Origin of the sequence: Thermobifida fusca YX (genome assembly GCF_000012405.1) — a bacterium.
GTDB lineage: Bacteria > Actinomycetota > Actinomycetes > Streptosporangiales > Streptosporangiaceae > Thermobifida > Thermobifida fusca.
Genome location: NC_007333.1, coordinates 1557355 through 1577128 on the forward strand (window position 1 = coordinate 1557355; position 19774 = coordinate 1577128).

Annotated in this window: 17 protein-coding genes; 8 read left to right on the forward strand and 9 right to left on the reverse strand. The window is 64.6% G+C overall.

Features of this window, described 5'->3' with window-relative positions:
* The first annotated feature begins 72 nt into the window (after window positions 1-72).
* Window positions 73-1197: an MFS transporter gene (locus tag TFU_RS06670; protein WP_011291777.1), complete on the forward strand. Its 1125-nt coding sequence runs from the start codon at window positions 73-75 to the stop codon at window positions 1195-1197.
* Here the strand turns inward: TFU_RS06670 and TFU_RS06675 are convergent.
* The 4 genes from TFU_RS06675 to TFU_RS06690 form a co-directional block, all read right to left on the reverse strand.
* The gene (locus TFU_RS06675) at window positions 1194-1931 is read right to left on the reverse strand and encodes an MgtC/SapB family protein (RefSeq protein ID WP_011291778.1); all 738 of its coding nucleotides are present in this window, start codon (window positions 1929-1931) and stop codon (window positions 1194-1196) included. The genes TFU_RS06670 and TFU_RS06675 overlap by 4 nt on opposite strands.
* 35 nt (window positions 1932-1966) lie before the next feature.
* The gene (locus TFU_RS06680; protein WP_016188599.1) at window positions 1967-3778 is read right to left on the reverse strand and encodes a glycoside hydrolase family 15 protein; all 1812 of its coding nucleotides are present in this window, start codon (window positions 3776-3778) and stop codon (window positions 1967-1969) included.
* A gap of 281 nt (window positions 3779-4059) precedes the next feature.
* Window positions 4060-4734 carry a YczE/YyaS/YitT family protein gene (locus tag TFU_RS06685; RefSeq protein WP_011291780.1) on the reverse strand — a complete coding sequence of 225 codons (675 nt, stop codon included), beginning with the start codon at window positions 4732-4734 and terminating at the stop codon, window positions 4060-4062.
* A gap of 59 nt (window positions 4735-4793) precedes the next feature.
* Complete coding sequence (locus TFU_RS06690) at window positions 4794-5630, reverse strand: alpha/beta hydrolase (RefSeq protein ID WP_011291781.1); 837 nt, start codon at window positions 5628-5630, stop codon at window positions 4794-4796.
* Window positions 5631-5773: 143 nt separating this feature from the next.
* On the opposite strand from TFU_RS06690, the gene moaA reads away from it, so the two are divergent.
* Window positions 5774-6763 (forward strand): GTP 3',8-cyclase MoaA, encoded by a 990-nt coding sequence (gene moaA, locus TFU_RS06695; RefSeq protein WP_011291782.1) that lies wholly within the window; start codon window positions 5774-5776, stop codon window positions 6761-6763.
* Window positions 6764-6900: 137 nt separating this feature from the next.
* On the opposite strand, the gene TFU_RS06700 is transcribed toward moaA, so the two are convergent.
* Window positions 6901-8541 carry an N-6 DNA methylase gene (locus TFU_RS06700; protein ID WP_016188603.1) on the reverse strand — a complete coding sequence of 547 codons (1641 nt, stop codon included), beginning with the start codon at window positions 8539-8541 and terminating at the stop codon, window positions 6901-6903.
* Window positions 8542-8845: 304 nt separating this feature from the next.
* On the opposite strand from TFU_RS06700, the gene TFU_RS16050 reads away from it, so the two are divergent.
* Window positions 8846-9511, forward strand: a complete 666-nt coding sequence (locus TFU_RS16050; protein ID WP_011291784.1) for a type ISP restriction/modification enzyme — start codon at window positions 8846-8848, stop codon at window positions 9509-9511.
* A 5-nt stretch (window positions 9512-9516) separates the two neighbouring features.
* On the opposite strand, the gene TFU_RS15790 is transcribed toward TFU_RS16050, so the two are convergent.
* Together TFU_RS15790 and TFU_RS06705 are read right to left on the reverse strand one after the other, a co-directional pair.
* The gene (locus tag TFU_RS15790; RefSeq protein ID WP_016188605.1) at window positions 9517-9750 is read right to left on the reverse strand and encodes a DUF397 domain-containing protein; all 234 of its coding nucleotides are present in this window, start codon (window positions 9748-9750) and stop codon (window positions 9517-9519) included.
* The gene (locus TFU_RS06705; protein ID WP_016188606.1) at window positions 9751-10605 is read right to left on the reverse strand and encodes a helix-turn-helix domain-containing protein; all 855 of its coding nucleotides are present in this window, start codon (window positions 10603-10605) and stop codon (window positions 9751-9753) included.
* Window positions 10606-11233: 628 nt separating this feature from the next.
* Between TFU_RS06705 and TFU_RS06710 the strand changes: the two genes are divergently transcribed.
* The 5 genes from TFU_RS06710 to TFU_RS06730 all read left to right on the forward strand — a co-directional run bounded on the left by TFU_RS06710 (window position 11234) and on the right by TFU_RS06730 (window position 18597).
* Window positions 11234-11671: an ATP-binding protein gene (locus TFU_RS06710; protein ID WP_011291786.1), complete on the forward strand. Its 438-nt coding sequence runs from the start codon at window positions 11234-11236 to the stop codon at window positions 11669-11671.
* 316 nt (window positions 11672-11987) lie between these two features.
* Window positions 11988-13403, forward strand: a complete 1416-nt coding sequence (locus TFU_RS06715) for a sulfatase family protein (RefSeq protein WP_011291787.1) — start codon at window positions 11988-11990, stop codon at window positions 13401-13403.
* On the forward strand, window positions 13403-14239 hold the full coding sequence (locus TFU_RS06720; protein ID WP_011291788.1) for a bile acid:sodium symporter family protein: 837 nt from the start codon (window positions 13403-13405) through the stop codon (window positions 14237-14239). Before TFU_RS06715 ends, TFU_RS06720 begins: the two co-directional genes overlap by 1 nt.
* A 2004-nt stretch (window positions 14240-16243) precedes the next feature.
* Window positions 16244-16600 carry an NUDIX domain-containing protein gene (locus TFU_RS06725; protein ID WP_011291789.1) on the forward strand — a complete coding sequence of 119 codons (357 nt, stop codon included), beginning with the start codon at window positions 16244-16246 and terminating at the stop codon, window positions 16598-16600.
* An 809-nt stretch (window positions 16601-17409) separates the two neighbouring features.
* Window positions 17410-18597 carry an RtcB family protein gene (locus TFU_RS06730; protein WP_011291791.1) on the forward strand — a complete coding sequence of 396 codons (1188 nt, stop codon included), beginning with the start codon at window positions 17410-17412 and terminating at the stop codon, window positions 18595-18597.
* A gap of 86 nt (window positions 18598-18683) precedes the next feature.
* On the opposite strand, the gene TFU_RS06735 is transcribed toward TFU_RS06730, so the two are convergent.
* Both TFU_RS06735 and TFU_RS06740 read right to left on the reverse strand, forming a co-directional pair.
* Window positions 18684-19223 (reverse strand): hypothetical protein, encoded by a 540-nt coding sequence (locus tag TFU_RS06735; protein WP_011291792.1) that lies wholly within the window; start codon window positions 19221-19223, stop codon window positions 18684-18686.
* A 203-nt stretch (window positions 19224-19426) separates the two neighbouring features.
* Entirely contained in the window at window positions 19427-19669 is a 243-nt protein-coding gene (locus tag TFU_RS06740) for a hypothetical protein (protein ID WP_016188610.1), read from the reverse strand.
* Between the last annotated feature and the right edge of the window lie 105 nt (window positions 19670-19774).

Below are 19774 nucleotides of genomic sequence, written 5' to 3' on the forward strand. Positions count from 1 at the left end.
TCTCCTGCCCACCAAACTGTGGATTAGAGTGGGCCCATGGCTTGGCAGTATTGACCCGCACCCGAAGCCCGGTTGACGTGGGGCGTCTACGCCTACGCGTTCTTCCAGGACTTGATTCCGCTCTACCCGGTGTATGCGCTGCTGTTCGCCGACACCGGGGCAACTGACGGGCAGATTTCCGCGCTGTTTGCGCTGTGGACGCTGGTGGCGTTCACGTTCGAGGTTCCGTCTGGGCTGCTCGCGGACCGGTGGGCGCGCCGCCCCCTGGTGGCTGCAGCACCGCTGCTCGCCGGTGCGGCGTTCGCGCTGTGGACCCTATTCCCTTCCTTTCCCGTGTTCGCCGCGGGTTTCGTGCTGTGGGGTGCGGGTGGCGCGTTAGGCTCCGGCGCGTTCCAGGCGCTCGTCTACGACACTCTCGCCGCCGCGGGCAGGACATCCGACTATCCGCGGCTGATCGGCCGCTCCCGAGCTTTGGCTACGGGGGCTGTGCTCGCCTCCGGCCTGCTCACTGGACCGCTGCTGCTCATCGGCGGCTATGCCGCAGTGGGGGCAGCGAGTGTCGCCGCGTGTGTGCTCGCCGCGCTTGCTGCAGGGCTCCTCCCTGAGACTCCCCGCCACCGTCCCGTCGCCGGCGAACAGCGGCAGCGGGGAGCCTGGAGTGGTGCGTGGACGCGCCTGCGCCACACCCCCGCCCTGGTAGGTGTGATGGGGGCGTTGGCAGCGCTCACCGTGGTGGACGCGTTGGACGAGTATCTTCCGCTGCTGGCCCGCGCCACCGGGGCCGCGGACTGGGCGGTGGCCCCACTGGTGGTGCTGGTGAGTGCGGGCACTGCCCTAGGCCAGTGGTGTGCGGGCCGCGGCACCCGGTGGACGGGTCCGATCCTGTGCGCGGGCGTGCTGCTGCTCGTGGCTGGAGCGCTCAGCGGCCACCCTGCAGGCATGGTAGGGGTCGCGGCCGGGTTCGGGGCGGGTGCATGGGCGGCCGTGGCCGTGGAAAACCGGATGCACGAGCAGGTCAGCAGCCGAGTACGTGCCACGGTCGCGTCCCTGGCGGAGGCGGGGCGGAGCGTGGTGGCGCTGCTGGTCTACGCCGCCTACGGCACCGGGGCGTTGTGGGCGGGGCCGGGACTGCTGTTCGCGCTGTTGGTCGTGCCCTGCCTGGCCGTGGGAGTGTGGTTGAGCGTGTGGAGGCTTTAGTCGGCCTCGTCCGGGCGGAGGACCCGTACCCGGTGCACCCCGTCGGTTTCCGACAGTCCCGTGGCCAGGTCTCTTGTGGGGGTTTTCCCCGCGAGGACCAAATCCACGTCGACGACGGCTCGCCCGTCACGGGTGATCTGCCGCTGGGTGGCCACATTGTGGACAGTGAACCCGTACTGGGTGGCCTGTGCCAGGATCGAGCGCAGAATGCCGCGCCCGTCGTCGTAGGTGACCCGGAACAGGGACATGGCGGGCTGGGAACGGGTGAGCAGCCGCAGCAGCGGGGGATAGCCGAGTACGACGATGAAATAGGCGACGGTCACCCACAGGCCGAGCAGCCACAGTCCGGCACCGCACGCCATACCGACCGCGCACGACACCCACACGGCCGCAGCGGTGGTGAGCCCGCGCACCATGTCGCGGCGCACGAAGATCAGCCCGGCGCCGATGAAGCCGATACCGGACACGATCTGCCCGGCGACCCGGGAGGGGTCCAGCATGATCAGCCCGTCGACGATCACGTCGCCGAACCCGTACTTACCGACGAGCATGAACAGCGCGGACCCTAGCCCGACGAGCGTGTTGGTACGCAAGCCGGCGTTCTTGTTACGCCATTCCCGTTCTAAACCGATCAGGGAGCAGAGCACAAGCGCGCTGAGCAGCGCGACCCCTTGCGGCCAGCTTTGTACCGCGAAATCTGTGAGATTGGTGGCCATGGCCGTGATCACTCCCATGGCCACCCCTACTAACCCATTGTGGCGGAATTTAATCAGTCAGTTTCGCTGCGCCGGTATCCGTCGTGGTGGGACAGGTTGAGTGCCGTGGTCACCAGCGGGAAGTGGCTGAACGCTTGTGGGAAGTTACCGACCTGGCGGCCCAGCCGCGGATCGTATTCTTCCGCGAGCAGTCCCACGTCGTTGCGGAGCGACAGTAGCCGTTCGAACAGTTCCCGCGCTTCCTTTTCCCGGCCAATGGACAGCAGCGCGTTCGCCATCCAGAAACTGCACGCGAGAAAGGCACCTTCGTCACCCGGCAACTGGTCGGCACCGTCTTCGATGCCGGTGCGGTAACGCAGCACGAAACCGTCGACCATGAGCTCTTCGCGGATCGCCTCGATAGTGCCGATGACCCGCGGGTCGTCGTAGGGCAGGAAGCCCACTTCAGGGATGAGCAGCAGTGCGGCGTCCAGCTCCCGGCTGCCGTAGTACTGGGTGAAGGTGTTGCGTTCCGCGTCGTAGCCGTATTCGCACACCTCGGCGTGGATGGTGTCCCGCAGCGCCTTCCATCGCTCCAGCGGGCCTTCCATGCCGTACTCTTCGATCATGCGCACAGCCCGGTCGGCCGCCACCCACGCCATGACCTTGGAGTGCACAAAGTGCTGGCGCGGCCCGCGCACCTCCCACAGGCCTTCATCGGGCTCCGACCAACACCATTCCAAGTAGTTGACGAGGGAACGCTGCAGGCCCCACACGTGCTCTCCCGCGGCCATGCCCGCCTTTTGCGCCAGGTAGAGCACTTCCATGACTTCGCCGTAGACATCCAGTTGGTACTGGTTCACGGCGGCGTTGCCGATCCGCACCGGCCGAGAGTTCTCGTAGCCGGGCAGCCAGTCGGCTTCCCATTCGGCGAGTCGCCGTTCGCCGCGCACCCCGTACATGATCTGGATGTGCTGGGGTTCGCCGGCCACGGCCCGCACCAGCCACTCCCGCCAGGCGTGCGCCTCGTCGGTGTAGCCGCTGCGGATGAGCGCCTCCAGGGTAATGGTGGCGTCCCGCAGCCAGCAGTAGCGGTAGTCCCAGTTACGGACCCCGCCGATGTCTTCAGGCAGCGACGTGGTGGGCGCCGCCACGATACCGCCGGTGGGCCGGTAGGTGAGCGCCTTGAGGGTGATGAGGGAGCGCACCACGGCTTCCCGGTAGCGGCCCTGGTAGGTGCACTTGGACACCCAGTCGCGCCAGAAACGCTCGGTTTGGGCGAGGGCTTTCTCCGCGTCGAGGTGGTCGGATTCCTCGACGTGGGAGGGATGCCAGGCCATGACGAAGGGGATGCGTTGGCCTGCCGTGACCGTGAAGACGGCGTCGTGCATGAAGTTGTGGCCTTCGAGCGGTACGGGGCCGCTCAGCCACACCGAGTCGGGCCCGGCGACAGCTACCACCTCGCTGTCGACGCGGTGGATCCACGGCACCACGTTGCCGTAGTCGAAGCGCAGGCGGATAGCGGTCTTCATCTGCACGGTGCCGCTGACGCCTTCGACGATCCGCACCAGGTGGGGGTGGCCACCGCGTGGGGGCATGAAGTCAATGAGGCGCACGGTACCGGTTGGGGTATCCCACTCGTTTTCCAGGATCAGAGTGTCCTGGCGGTAGCGGCGGCGAGTAGACCTGGGGTCAACCCCGACAGGACGGATCCACCAGTGGCCGTTCTGTTCGTCTCCCAGCAAAGCGGCGAAACATGCGGGGGAGTCGAAGTGTGGAAGGCACATCCAGTCGATTGACCCGTCCCGCCCGACCAGGGCAGCGGTCTGCATGTCGCCGATCATTGCGTAGTCCTCGATCAGTGCGGACACGCCGATCACCCCCATCAAACATTCGTGGATGGCCCCGTATGGACGGGTCACTGAAAAACGGGGACGCGGTAGCGGAGGATCTCCGTGTTGCGCTCCCGGACTCCGTTGCAGGCAACGTTAGTCCTGCCGGAGAGCGTCTGCTGCCACCTAGACCGATGTATAGGTCACGTTCCCGACACAACGCCCCGGAAGGGGGAGATTTCGGTGGAAAGAAGGGTATGAAAGAATCTCATTGCGTAGTTCGCGTGTAATGTCCTGTTCGCTGATAGTGAAGGTTCCGGGGAACCGCCTCCACGCTATCCCGCCACACGCCGATCCACGTGGAATGGCGGCAAGAAGAGTTGCGTGAGTGGCCCGATTGCCAGCGCGAACACCAGGGTGCCCACCCCCACCGTGCCGCCCAGGACGAACCCGGCCGCCACCACCGACACCTCGATCAAGGTGCGGGCCACCGAGATCGACATGCCGCGCTCCGCCAGCCCGGTCATCAGACCATCCCGCGGCCCCGGGCCGAGCCCGGCACCGATGTACATGCCGCCGCCCGCCGCCACAGCCACAATCCCCACGACGAGCAGCACAACCTGCCCCACGAGCCCGTCCGGGGCAGGTAGCCACAGCAGCGAGACGTCCAACGCCACCCCGATCCCCGTCGCGTTGAGCAGAGTGCCCAACCCGGCGCGCTGCCGCAGCGGAATCCACAGCAGGATCACGATGACGCCGGTGATGATCACCCACGTGCCGATCGACCAGCCGGTCCGCAGGTGCAGGCCTTGGTGCAGCACATCCCACGGGGCGGCACCCAGCCCGGACGCCACCTGGGCGGCCAGGCCGAGCCCGAACAGGTACAAGCCGACACACAGTTGGACGAGGCGCCGCAGCCTCGGCTGCGGCAGCAGGGGAGTGATGAGGGTCCGGTGGACTAGCGACCGCCAAAAAGCGGGGGACTCACCGGGGGTTATCGGTCGCGTCATGGGGACGATCCTGGCGTGTCCGCTTCCGGCAACGCCAACCGGGGTAGGGAAATACCAGCTCACCCGCTGTCGCGCGCCTGCGCGGCGATCCGCGCCGCGAACCGCGCCACTTCCCCGAGCACCTCGTCGCGGTTGGTCTCGTTGAACACCTCGTGCCGCGCCCCCGGGAAGATCCGCGCCGTCGTGTCCGGCCCCGCCAGGGTGAGAATCCCCCGCACCGTGCCCTCCAACGGCACCAGAGCGTCGTCAGAGCCGTGCAGCCACAACAGGGGTGCCTCCACCTTCCCCGCCGCCGTAGCGCGCGCCAATTCCACGCGGAAGGCCTCCAGAGTGGGCCGCTTGAACGGGCCGTGCCACACGAGCTCGTCGGCGGCATAGGCCGCGCCCACCTCGGGGTCACGCGACAGGGTCGCCGGGTCGATCGGCACCTCGGGAATCTCGTCGTGGGCCAGCAGCTCGTCGACGACCGCCCACTCGCCGAGCACCGGCCCGCTCAGCACCAGCCCGGACACCTCCTCTGGATGGGTCTGCACGTAGCGGGCCGCGATCAGCCCGCCCATGGAATGCCCGACGACCACCAGCGGCAGCGCCCGGTAGGCGGTGCGCGCCTGGGTGACCACCCGGTGCACGTCCTCCACAATCCCCGCGAAGTCGTCGATGAGCACCCGTTCCCCCGAGGAGGTGCCGTGCCCGCGGTGGTCCACCCCGTAGCAGACCGCGCCATGCTCGCACAGCCAGCGCGCCACATGCTCGTAGCGCCCGATGTGCTCGCCGTAGCCGTGCACCAGCACCACCAAGAAGGCGGGGTCGCCGGCAGCCGGGGCCCACGCCCGCACGTGCAGGCGCTCTGCGCCCTTGGGCCCGCCGGGCAGGTTCCAGTCGCGCACGCTGATCACGCCACGCCCCTTCCTGTTGTCCGTGCCTTGTCGCCCACCGACGATAACGGGGCATTCCACCCCAACCACCGCCCACGTGTGCGCCGCCAGCGGGCTGTCTAAGGTAGAGGGGCCCAGCCGCCGCTTCCGAGGAGGTGACCCCGGTGCTGTCCGACTCCTACGGTAGGGTCGCCACCGACCTGCGCGTCTCCCTCACCGACCGGTGCAATCTGCGATGCACCTACTGCATGCCACCGGAAGGACTGGACTGGCTGCCCACACCGGAGCTGCTCACCGACGACGAAGTGATCCGCCTCATCCGGATCGGGGTCACCCAGCTGGGGATACGCGAAGTGCGGTTCACCGGTGGGGAGCCGCTGCTGCGCCGCGGCCTGCCGAGCATTGTTGCCGCCACAGCTGCCCTGGACCCTCGTCCCCGGATCGCACTCACCACAAACGGGATCGGACTCAACCGGATCGCCCCCACCTTGGCCGAGGCGGGCTTGGACCGGGTCAACGTCTCCTTGGACACGGTGGACGCCGACACCTTCGAAAAACTCACCCGCCGCCGACGGCTGGACGACGTGCTCGCCGGGCTCGCCGCGGCCGCACACGCCGGACTCACCCCGGTCAAAGTCAACGCGGTCCTCATGCGCGACATCAACGACCACGAAGCACCCGACCTGCTCGCCTATTGTCTGGAGCACGGCTACCAGTTGCGGTTCATCGAACAGATGCCGCTCGACGCCCAGCACCGCTGGCAGCGCGCCACCATGGTCACCGCCGACGAGATCCTGGACCGGCTCAGCCAGGCCTACACCCTCACCCCGGCAGACACCGCCCAGCGCGGCAGCGCCCCCGCGGAACTCTTCTGGGTGGACGGAGGTCCAGCCACCGTCGGCGTGATCGCTTCGGTGACCCGCCCGTTTTGCGGGGCGTGTAACCGGGTGCGGCTCACCGCGGACGGCCAGGTACGTAACTGCCTATTTGCCCGCAAAGAGTCCGACCTGCGCGGCCCGCTGCGCGCGGGCGCGAGCGACGCCGAACTCGCCGAGCGGTGGCGGGCGGCCGTGGCCACGAAACTACCCGGCCACGGCATCAACGATCCCAGTTTCCTGCAGCCGAGCCGCCCCATGTCCGCGATCGGCGGCTGACCACTCCGCGCAGACACCGGCGCACCCCGGCCGGGGTGCCCACGCAACAGAAAAGCGCCCCCGCGGCCTTCCCAGCCGAGAAGACCGCGGAGAGCGCTTACCCAATGGGCCGTGTCCACCCGCACAGGGCGGGGCGACTACTCCCGCTCCGGATCAGTGGGTACCAGGGCCCCGTTCGTGAGGCCTTCACGTGCCAGCCGCACCGTCTGCGACACCAGTTCCGCCGCGCGTTTCGCCTGCCGTTCGAACTCGTCCAACGTGCGGAACACTTCCCCGTAGCGGCGCTGCTCCGCCACATCCATCTGCGGCATGCGCGCCGACCGGGCATCAGTGCGGAACACGCCGCTGGCGCTCGTCGACCGGCGCACGTTCGCCGCGCTCCGCAGGAACCCGTTGAGGAAGTCGGTGTCCAACTGGTCGCTGGTGGACCGCAGCTTGTCCCCGGCCACTTCGACCAGGCCGTTGTCGATGAGCTCACCGACCCGCAGCTGGGCACCGCCCAGATCCCGGTCCCCTTCCGCCAACGCGGGCAGGGTCTGCGCCAACGCGTCGAGAACCTCGCGCAGCTCGTCGCAGACTGCCTGGTATTCCGCAAAGTGGTCGGGAACCGGTTGGACGATGTGGTGCGCCGGCGTCAAGTCGACCAGGTCGTCCAACAGGTCGATCAAGGGCACCGTGGCCTGCTGGTGCTCTGCAGGCTCCAACGGCCCTTCCAGGTCGGCATCCGACATGTCGACCATGCGCACCTCGGTGGCGGCATCCGACTCCGAAGTGGGGCGCCGCAACACCCACAAGTGCACCGGCTGGGAGTGCGCGGACGCCAACCCGGCGGGAAGCGCGATCACGTCCGTGAGCAGGCCGCGCCGCACCATCTCGGAACGGATCCGACGACCCGTGCGGCGGTAGGCGGCCGACGTGGACATGACGACAATGGCCCGCCCGCCGGGTGCGGTGTGCGCGTAGGCGTGCTGCAGCCAGGCCAGTTCAGCCTCGGCCCGCGGCGGCAGCCCCAGCTCCCACCGCGTGTCCAGCAGCAGCTCTTCACGCCCCCAATCCGCGTTGGAGGTCGGCGGGTCGCAGACGACAAGCTCCACCCGGTGGTCCGGCCAGGCATCGGCACGCAGCGAGTCACCGACCCGCACTTCGGCGGTCGTGGAGTACTCCAGCTCGGCGCGGAGTTGAGCGAGCCGAGCCGCATGCGGGTCGATGTCCTGTCCGGTGCGCTGCGCGTCGGGCGCGCCCACAGCCAGCAGCAGCGACCCCAGTCCGCACGCCGGGTCGAACACGCTGGTCGCGTCCTTCCCCGCCACCTGGGTGATGGCCCGCACCAGGCGGGACGTGGAGGAGGTGTCGGTATCGCCGCGCTGCGGAGAGTTGCGCAGCCGGTCCACCAGGGCGGTGAGCACTTCGGTGGTCGAGGTTTCCTTGGCGAGTTCCCGGGCGATCTGCAGGGCAGCAGAGTCGCGTTCTGCGTCGTCGCGCAGCGCTTCGACAATGTCGCAGATCCCCCGGGCCATCGAGTCCGGGTATTCGGCACGCAGCGCATGCCACAGCCGGACCTCCCCGGATTCCTCGTACCCCTTGTTCTGGCGGTCCAGCCAGGCGCGCACCTGCGACAGTGCGAACAGCGGGCTGGACTTGGTACCCGCGACCGGAGCGGGGAAGTCGTCGTGGCGGCGCCGCCAGTTCGACACGGCAGCCCTGGTCACCCTGGCGAGCCGGGCAATGTCCGCCGCGGTGACCAACTGTTCGTCAGCAGAGTGCGCGGTCCTGTCCATGCCACCACAGTACACGTATGTGTGCTGCGTTAACATCCATATGTTTGATGTGGGTTGCGGGTTTTGATTCTAATGTTTTGATTAATTTTATTTTTGTTCTATTGGGATGAATGAATCATTAATTGCAATCTTTATTTTGTTGGTTGCAGTTTCGAATTGTTGAATTGGTGTTTCCTGGAGAAGATGTCAATCTTGTCTGATTCCCATGTTGTTCCTGATCTTCTTGCTGTCGGTGCGAAGAGTCTCGGTCTGTACTTTGCTCGATACACCTATCGAGATCTAAGCGTTGACAGTGGTTTAAACTTTGGGGAATGAAAGATGTGAGCGAGTAGATAACATTACCAATGCTGCTCTAATAGGGCATCGAGCTGTTTATAATAATCCTAACACAGTCAAAGACGAAATTTTCTACTATATTTATAGTATTCTTCGCTCTCCTGAATATAGGAATCTTTTTGCGTCTGATTTGAAAAAGTCTCTTCCTTGCATTCCTAAAGTCCAAAACTTTTACGGATTTGTTGAGGCTGGACGTAAATCAACCGATTTGCATCTAAATCATAAAAAAGTTGAGCCTTATGGTGGTATTCTTGAGGAAGTAAAACCGAGATCTTTGGAAATTCCTCTAAGAGAACTGTACCGAGTTGCCAAGATGGAATTTCCCCGAGTAAAGGGAAAGGTGGGCCGCTCTACAATTATCTACAACACTTGGATTACGCTTCCCAATATCCCGGAAGAAGCCTATCGCTACCAGCTCGGTGCACGATCCGCAATTGAATGGATTATTGACCGCTGCCAATTTAAGACTGACAAGGCATCAGGAATCGTCAACGATCCCAACGACTGGGCTGACAATCCTCGTTACATAATCGACCTCCTCAAACGTATCGTCACGGACGGTCATGGCCCCAGAGATATAGCCGTACCACAGCAAGCATTAGGAAGGAAAATTGCTGTGAAGGAAGCTCTGTGAGGGTGTCAGAAACCGCGTTCCTTCACCGCGTCGAGGAACGCCTGCCACTCGGAGTGAGGAAACACCAGTGAGCCGAGTTCCCGATGCTTACTGTCACGGATCGCCGCCCCAGCCGCCGAGCTAGCACTGTGTGAGAGCTTGCGGGAGGGGATGGTGGGAAGGTGAGCAACTTCGACACAGGCAGCTTCACCTTGGGAATAGCTGGATTTAAACCAATCGCTCTCAGGAACAGGATGCATTTACCCTTCTCCTCTCCGATGATCACGTGCAATGCGTTCCAGCAGGGTACGAGTCGGCCGTCCTTCATCCAGACAAGCTGCGCGGAGCCGGTTGAAGATCATCCCGTACTCAGCGAGATCTTCTGAGTCTGTGAAGAACATGCCTGAGTTCTGACCTTCGATGTATACGGTGGTGATCCCATGTTGAGCAATACTCATGATTACAAACCCAGCTAGGCGCATCGCTACGTGTGCGCCTGCAGTGAAAGGCAACACCTGCAAGGTGATACCCGGTTCCTGAGACAACTCGATCAGTCGGTCAATCTGATCTGCCATCACCTGAGACGTTCCCACCTGTTGCCGAAGAGCTCCTTCGGCGATGATCAACCAAAGATCGGGACGCTCCGGCTTTGAGAGAACACGCTGACGCTCCATTCGGGCCTGGACCTCGCGGTCCACATCACTGCTGGGATGGAGTGTCGCTTCAATCACCGCGCGAGCATACGCCTCAGTTTGGGCAATTCCAGGAACGATCTGGGATTGGTAGTACTCGATCGAGGTCGCCTGAGACTCGATATTCGCGTATGTCCGGTAGCTACGCTCTAGGCCGTAGGGCTGCCATCGGTCTGGTTGCCGCGCTTCCTTTCGCAAGGAGAGCAGGCGTTCTAGTTGGTCTTCGGCCCCGTAGATCTGGAGAAGGCGCTCTAACGCGGCTGGGCCTGGGACAGCACCGCGATCTCCCGGCGTCTCCCATCTCGCCAGGCTGCCACCAGTGGTTCTGGCTGCCTTCACGACTTCGCTGAACTTGCGATCGCCGCGCAATCGCCTCAGTTCCTGCGCGAGCTGCCACTGGGCGAGTGTCGGATTGCGGTCCATCCCTGAATCCTGCCTGTTCTTCGCATGTGGGTACAACTTGGACAACTCTCAAATGAGACTTGTATTTGTAACTCTCATTCACTTTACTGTAGGTGAAAAAATGATCTCGAGAGGGGATCTCACTCTCGAGCTGCGGGAGAAAGCTCATGGCTGGAGAGCAGCAACTACTTGCAGGAACGGCGGCTTCTTGCTGTAGATCAGGCAGATCTGTATCAGGACAGCGGGAGGAAGAGCAGCGGATTGCTCGAGACAGGAACGGAGTCTAGAGACGTCGGTAATCGCGTGCTCGGATACACACGAGATTTGATCTTCCTGTCCTGATTTCCAGGTCTTCTGGGTTCCCGCGTGGCAACGGGTTCAACGTCACCAACACCAGAAACACCGCGAGAAACCGCTTCGACCTCTCCGCCACGCCGTCCTTGCCGTTCTCTACCTCTGAGCGGGACTGTGCAGCACCGCCTCACCGAGCAGGCATCGGACACGCCGCACCCGTGTCCGTGGCCGCTATGAACGATCCGCGAATCCGAACAGCGACCCGTCTTCGTGCATGGCTAGGGCTCCGGCGGGTGTTGGCCCCACCCCCGGAGCGTGGCCAGCAACCAACCGCTCTCAGACAGGAGTTGCCGACATGTCCATGATGCCGCATCATCCACCATCCGCGCCTTCCGTGAAGGGGGTTTGGCCGTGCCGGATCTACCCCGGCGACCTCTCCCACACTTCCCGGGTGCGCGCTGAGATCCGCGCTGACCTGGCCGCACTCCCGCACCTGCCCGCCGGCCTCGTTGACGCGGTGGAGCTGTGCGCCAGCGAAGCCTTCGCCAACGCTGTCGAACACACCCGCTCCGGTCAGGAAGGCGGCCGGGTCGTGCGCTCCCTCACCCGGCCCGCCCACAACCGGCTGCGTTTAGCCGTCGTCGACGACGGCACCACCGACACCACGCCCCGCATCCCCTGCGAGCGCACCGCGGCCGAATGGGTCGAAGCCGAAACCGGACGCGGCCTCCTCCTCATCGCGGCCCTCGCTACGGGGAATCCCTGCACCGGAAATAAGCGAGCAGGCCAGTAACCTCGCAGAACGGTTACACCGCAAACGCGACAACGATGGAGGACACCAGCGGCTCGTGGGTTGCTTATGGTCCGCAAACAGGGCTCCCCGAAGAACAGTGTCCACCATCGCACCAGAACCCCCGAGAGAAACCAACGCCGCGAAACCAGCACCCATCCCAGGTGGCAACGAGCGGATGATGGCGGCGAAACCGTCCGCGGAGCCCGCGAGCCCACTCCATCAGCAGCCCCGCTGAGTCTGCACGGTGGCGGCGCATACCACTTCCCAACCGGGGTAGCCGGGGCGGCACCGACAGTTGGGAATGAAGGGAGTCACCGTGCCTGGAAACAGGGAACGCGCGTTCGAAAGCACTCGCCAGGGACGGCCCGACCAACCCCCCAACATCCTGTTCATCCTCGCCGACGACCTCGGCTGGGCCGACCTGGGCTGCTACGGTTCCACCACTATCCGCACTCCCAACCTCGACCAGCTGGCCGCCCAAGGCATCCGGTTCACCCACGGCTATGCGGGATCACCTTGGTGCTCCTCCACCAGGATCAGTCTGTACACGGGGCGCTACCCGGGACGCTTGCAAGCCGGCCTCGAAGAACCGCTCGTCACCCGTTCCCCGGAAAACGGCATCCCGGAAGGCCACCCCACCCTTTCCTCACTTCTCGTTGAGGCCGGGTACGCCACCGCCATGTTCGGTAAATGGCACTGCGGCTGGCTGCCGTGGTACAGCCCGTTGCGGATCGGCTTCGAAACCTTCTTCGGGAACTTCGACGGGGCCCTCGACTACTTCGAACACGTCGACACTCTTGGCAAAGCCGACCTGTACGAAGGGGAGACCCCGGTTGAGGAAGTCGGCTACTACACGGAGATCATCTCCGAGCGGGCCGCTGAATACATCACCGCGCACCGCAACCGGCCGTTCTACGTGCAACTCAACTACACCGCGCCCCACTGGCCGTGGGAAGGACCCGACGACCACGAAGTCGGACAAGAAATCCGCCGCCGCTACCAGCAGAGATGGGAGCACTCCCCGCTGATGCACCTGGACGGCGGTTCGATCGCTAAATACGGCGAACTTGTGGAAGCCATGGACGCGGGCATCGGACAGGTCCTGGCCGCTCTCGACAGGGCCGGGGCCGCCGACAACACTATCGTCGTTTTCTCCTCCGACAACGGTGGGGAACGCTGGTCGAAAAACTGGCCGTTCGTGGGGGAGAAAGGCGACCTCACCGAAGGCGGCATCCGTGTCCCGCTCATCGTGGCCTGGCCGGAAGCGATAGCCGGAAACCAGGTGAGCGACCATCCCGTCATCACCATGGACTGGACAGCGACCCTGCTCGCCGCCGCGGGAACCGAACCGCACCCCGACTGGCCGCTCGACGGTGTGGACCTGCTGCCGTGGCTGGTCGACGGCGCCGACTTTCCCGCCCACGACCTGTTCTGGCGCACCTCCAACCAGGGGGCGCTGCGGCGAGGCCGGTTCAAATACCTGCGTGACCGGCGGGACCGCGCCGTGCTCGGCAACTGGCCGCGCCACTACGGCGACTACCACCTGCTCTACGACGTGACCGTGGACGGCCGGGAACGAGCTGATATTGCCGGACAGCATCCCGAAGTGCTCGCCGAACTGCGGGAAGCCTGGGAGCGGATCGACGCGGAACTGCTGCCCTTCCCGACCACCCACGTGGGCCTGCCGCGGCCCCGCACCGAAGGAGCCCCGGCCGTGAGCGAGCCGGACTGATGCGTCTTCTCCCCGTCCTCATCGACGCGGCAGTCGTGGTGTTCTCCGTGTCCTCCATGCTGTCCGTGGGATTGGGGAACCCCGCAAGAGAGCTTGTACAGCGGCTGCGCGCCACCTCCCGCGTGGTGCGGGCCGTGGCCGCCAACTTCGTGCTGGTGCCGCTGCTCGCCGTCGCCGTGACCCGGCTGATGCCGCTCGCCCCGCCGCTAGCAACCGGGCTGCTGCTCGTCGCCACCGCGGCCGGGGCGCCGTTCCTCATCAAACTCACCGAAGTCGCGGAAGGGGAGATGGGCTCCAGCACCGCACTGCTCGTGGTGCTGCTGCCGGTCACCGTCCTCACCATGCCGATCGTGGTGCCGCTGCTCGTGTCGGGAACCACGGTTTCTGCGGGAGCGATCGCGGTCCCGCTGCTGGTGACCATGCTGCTGCCGCTCGCGGTGGGAATGGTGTTGCGGGAGTGGCGTCCGACATGGGAGCAGATGCTGCGGCCCGTGTTGACGAAAACGTCGACGGTCGCCCTGCTGCTGCTCGTGGCGGCCACAGTCCTAGCGAACTCCACAGCCATCACCGACTTGGTGGTGCAGGGGGCGCTGCTGCCCGCGCTGCTGGTTATCGGGGGCGCGTTCGGGATCGGCTACCTGCTCGGCGGCTCGGATGCCCGGTTCCGGGAGGTGCTCGGACTGGGAACTTCGCAGCGGAACATTGCGGCGGCCACCGTAGTGGCCACCCAGAGCTTCGCCGACCCCCGCATCGTGGTGATGGTGGTCGTCACCTCGCTTGTAGGGTTCGCGGTGCTCTTCCCGGTCGCGGCACTGTTCCGCAAGCGGAGGTCGTGAACAGCCTAAAACGGAATACCGGCCGGGAGGCGGTGGAAAACCAGGGCAGGGGAGGCAAGGTTTCCGACGCTTCTCCCGTCTTAGGAAAGAGACGATTTTGTGGACCTGCCAGGAATGCTGTTGAATGCCAGATTCTCTGAATAAGGTCAGACCTGCAGCATGTCTGTGTTTTGAGGCGAAAGCTCAACACCAGGGGTTTATTCCGCTGTGTCGGGGTGCGGTTACGGAAAGTTGTCGCCGGTGTGAAACGGTGAGTATGAGACATTTTCTCGTTTTTCGAGAAAATCCTGATGCGAAGCGATGTGAGAAGGGGAAACCCCTGCGGTCCCTCCTGATGGAGAGGGGTGGTGCGTTGGTGGCATGCCTGGACAGGCTGTGCCGGACTCGTGGCCGAGCCCGTTTCGGGAGGGCTGGGAGCCGTCGTCGGGAAGAGGGGCAGGAACGCGGGATTCCTGGAGTTGACCTGTAGTTATCCAGTTCTGCAGCGCTTGGATGTGGTCTTTGAGGCTGCCTTGAGTATCCAGCGCGCATGCGTAGTCGGCGCGTTCCCCGACCCCGTTCCGGGGTGCTGCCGCCGTGCTCTGGCTGCACTGCCGACGTGAGGGAAAAGCGGGCTGACTCCGTTCCCGTTGGAGGAGTTTTCGGAAATAGGAGCAGGGGGAGCGCTGCCGCGCGCACGGCGACTGGATATCCCGTTCGTTAGAGCACTACCGGAGTATCGTATTTCAGTAAACGAGGCGGAGGGAATAATGCGTGATTTTTGAAGTCCGATTCACAGCGAATAGGAGAGAGTTTGGTCCTGAGTAAGGAGATGAGGGTATGTCTGGTCGTGTGCTCCTTTTCCGGAGCGTGATGAGTGTGTTTTTGTCCAGTGCCGCCGCCGTGGAATCCGGGGTTTGATCCGTTGCGGTACTCCCGTGTTCTGACTCCTGGCGGTGAGCGCTGCGGAGGGTGCGTCCAGTAAGACGGACCGCAACACGCTTACTCTGCTGGGGGCGAGGGGAGCGCGTCCCGTGCCCTGGGCGGGCCAGCGGGTTCCGTCAGCGGGAGAGGTCGGGGGAGTCGTGCCGGCCGGGGTAACCCCGCAGTCTCCGGTGCAGCGCTGCACCGCGCCATTGCCCATTCGCGGAAAGTCGCGGGCGCGAACCCGAGAACTCCACGGCCTCCCCAGCGCGTCGCGCAGCCCAAAAGAGAAAAGCTCTGGGGGTATATACCCCCCAGAGCTTTGTCAGCGATTGTCCGCCCTCAACACCAACACTTGAGATCGCTGACGGGATCTATTGTGCCGCACTATCTGCGCTGCTTGCACACTTTGGGCGTGGTTGTTGATTTTTTTAGCGATGAAGGATGTCACAGAGCGCTAGGCAGTGCCGCGGTGGGAAAATCGCGTCTCCGACGAAAAGAAAACGTGTCTTGCATCTCGTGAAAGAGAGATGCGAAAGAAGTCACCGAGACACTCAAACTTTTTGTGAGTGAAGTGTGGCAGTGTGTCACACGAGGGGAGTGGGTGTCGAAGGCACGGGTACTCCACGGGGCCCACAAGCGAAGCGACTGCTCTGCTTGTCCAGGCTGTCACGCGATCGGGAAGCGGTGAGCGACCCGACCCACCACCCCAGCGCAGGCAAGACGGCCGGCCGGGTACGGCACCTGCCAAGGTGTACCGCCTCAGTACGCCCCAAGCACAGTCTTGGCGTCGACAGCAGACTCTCCAGCCTGCGGCCATGCGGCCGCTGAGGCCTCCCCACTGGTCGACAACAAGCGCAAAACCCATATTAAGGTCTTTTGATGTCCTTAATGGTCCATAACCGCAGTACAGATGGGAAAATGCGGTTTCTGGCCTCTGAGGCACCCGTGAAGCGCTGTCGTCCCACCGACACAACCCCTCACTGCCCTCGAAACCAGCCATGCCGGAGCGTTACCGCAGCATCGTCGACGTCCACGTGATCCTGCCGCGCAGGGAAAAATCCTGCTCATCGAAGGCAGAACACCGGATACTGCGACGGGATGCTGCGCCTTCCTTCAGGCCACCTGGAAGAAGGAGAACCCCTCCACCAGGGCGCGGCCCGCGAACTTCGAGAAGAAGTCGGCATCACCGTCGACCCCGACACGCCCCGCCTCGCCACCATCGTCCACCACTATCGACGTCCCGGACGAGCGCGACTCGGCGCGTTCTTCGTTGCCACCCACTGGGAAGGCGAACCGGTCAACGCCGAACCGCACAAGTGCGGCCCACTCGTGTGGGCCGATCCGCACCACCTGCCCGAGAACACCATTGACTATCCAGCCCAAGGGATCCGCGCCTGGCTGGAAGGCCACGGATACGTTCCCCACAACTGGGAGCGATCACCCACCGCACGTTGATCGACATCGGGTGGCGGTTCGTAGCGACGGTGACACGCCATCCAGGTCGCAGCCCTCCCTGCCCGTCGAGGCGGTCAGGTTGAGAGAGTCAGAGTCACAGTCCCGACAGCACTTGGTCGTGTAACGCTCGGTGTTGCCGTGTGTGGCCCGGCAGGGGAACTCTCGCTGATCCGCTGCCGCACGTGCAGGGGAGAAATAAGGATCGTCCCCACCGGGAAGCAGGCGTCGTTGGCCTCCACAGAGCCGCTCCGCAGTGCCACGCCTGCCGCTGAGGAAGCGCACGTGCGTAAGCAGACGCAACCAAGGTGGAGGGGAGCTCGCAGTCCTCGCCACGCTCCATACGCTCGTCATGCGGCGGACAGCGTCGCCGTCCAGAATGAGGGAAACCACGAACCAAGCAGAGCCTCAAACAGACAAGCCAGCCGGGCGGGCTCCCGCAGTCCGCAGTGGGGGAGAGGGCAGGTCTGCTGGAGGCGCGGAAGCCCCAAGAGAAGGGAAGATTCGCGGCTTTCGCGGCGTTGATCATTAACCCCGACGGCGGACGTCCGCCGCGACGACCAGGCCGTGCCCCGCGGCGTGCCCGTGCGGGGCAGCCAGGCACCGGCCCCATCAGCACCCCGTCCACACCCTTGGCACCTGGGAGCGTGCCGTGCCCTGGGCACCGCCCGCGGGTGCGCCTCGGCAGACCACGGGTAGGGGCGGGGAAAACCATTTGCTCTGCAAAGGCGGATCTGGCGTCATAGTGGGGCGTCTGCCCACGCTGCAGCAGTCGGCATGCTCCCGTGTCGTCACCCATGAGGAGGTAGCCCATGGCTTACACCGAGGTTTCCGGAAATCGGGTTCCGATCCGCATGTGGACCGACCCGAACACGGTCGAACCGCAAGCCATGGCCCAGCTGTACAACGTCACCAAGCTGCCGTGGATCCACGGCTTGGCGGTCATGCCGGACGTGCACTACGGGAAAGGCGCGACCGTGGGGTCGGTCATCGCGATGCGGGACGCGGTCTCCCCGGCCGCGGTCGGGGTCGACATCGGCTGCGGCATGACCGCGGTACGCACCTCGCTGCGCGCCGAGGATCTCCCCGACGACCTGCGGAAGCTGCGTAGCGGCCTGGAAGAAGCAGTGCCTGTGGGCCACGCCTCGCACCGCACCCCGGTGGATCCGCGCCGCCTGCCCGAGGTGCGCAGCCGCGACTGGGACGAGTTCTGGGACCGTTTTGACACCCTCACCGACCGCGTGCAGAGACTGCGGGAGCGGGCCCTGCACCAGCTCGGCACCCTCGGCGGCGGCAACCACTTCCTCGAAGTGTGCCTTGATGAGAACGACGCGGTGTGGGTGGTGCTGCACTCCGGGTCCCGCAACATCGGCAACGAGCTTGCCCGCTACCACATTGAAGAAGCCCAGAAGCTGCCGCACAACCAGGACCTGCCCGACCGGGACCTTGCGGTGTTCCTCACCGGCACCCCCGAAATGGAGTCCTACCGCAACGACCTGTTCTGGGCGCAGGAGTATGCGCGGCGCAACCGGGACGTGATGATGGGCTTGGCGTGCGCGGTGATGCGGAAACAGTTCCCGGGGGTGCAGTTCCCCGAGTGGATCTCCTGCCACCACAACTATGTGGCTGAAGAAACCTACGACGGCGTGGACCTGCTGGTCACCCGCAAGGGCGCGATCCGCGCCGGCCGCGGCGACCTGGGGATCATCCCCGGGTCGATGGCGACAGGAAGCTACATTGTGCGCGGCCTCGGCAACCCGGCGTCGTTCAACTCGGCGGCCCACGGCGCGGGACGCAAGATGAGCCGCAGCCAGGCCCGCAAGAGGTTCACCCAGGCGGATCTGATCAAACAGACCGAGGGGGTGGAGTGCCGCAAGGACACAGGGGTGATCGATGAGATCCCCGCGGCGTACAAGGACATCAACGAGGTGATCGCCGCCCAGACTGATCTTGTGGAAGTGGTGACGCACCTGCGGCAAGTGGTGTGCGTCAAGGGGTGACCCGCCCCGCCCGCGGCGCCGGCGCCCGCCGGCGTCACGGGCCCCGGCACAGCAGGACCGCGGTGGCGGCCGTGGCCGCTGGCACCCTACCCTCCCTCCTGGGTGGGCCCTTTCCGGGTGGCTTCCTTGGTCAACAAGCGGAGGAGCTGCTTGTTGCTCTTCCACGACTTCAGGCGGTCGGGATCGCGGGCGAGGGCTGCCGCTTCGATGAACGCCTGGCCGATTCGGTAGAGAAGGTCAACCCCGGTCTTGCCGAGCTCCCTTTCCCGGACGACCAGGACACTCTCCCCGAGGTAGAGGTGCACGCTGTCGTCACCGGTGACCTCGATGTGCACCGCCCCCGGAACCACCAGGGTGCGCAGGACAGCGGACCGCAGATCGATCAATGCCGAGGGAACCGGTACCGGCTCCCCACCGGCAGGAAAGTAGTGCTGCTGAAGTGCGAGGATATCCTTCCGGCGATACCGGACCGCACCGTCAGAAGTGAGGACTTGTTCGAGCGTTCCGCTCTTCACCCACTCCTGCATGGTTTCTTCGGGGATGTCGTAGTACGCGAGCAGCTCCAAGGCTTCGTCCGTGGTGATCAGGTCAGCGCGGTTCTCGTCTTCCCAGGGGATGTCTTCCATGATTCCTTGTCGTCAATCGGGTAGAGGCGTCCTGCTGTCAAAGGTCCACCGGCCGTGGACGAGCTGATACAACCCGGCAGCTCCTCCCGGTCTTCGCTCCCGGAACAGGATGCGGGTAACCCCCTGGCGAACGTAGGCTTCAATCGGCGTGGCAGGGACACAAGCGCCGTCGAGGGGACCTCCGTACAAAGCTACGAAGCGCATCAACCCGAACCCTCCCCGGCGCTCGGGTGCAAGACATCACCCCAAGAACCAAGCAGGCTTTCCGGGACCTCGGAGGACGCAAACACGCCCTTCTCGATCCCCTCGCGGATCAACTTGGCGAGGTCCTCGGTGAGCCTCTCCTCCAAGCTCAAGCGTCCGTCGGCGACAGCCTCCAAGACGCTCAGATCAGCATCGCGGAGAACGATCCGTTGACCACGCCGGAAGGTCCACGCTTCGAACACCCCCGACTCTGGAATCCATCGGCACTTCCACCCAGGAGTGCGGCGGCAGAAAGCACGAGCCGCCCGGTCCGGGTCGGAACGCACTACTGCTCCTAAACCAATAAT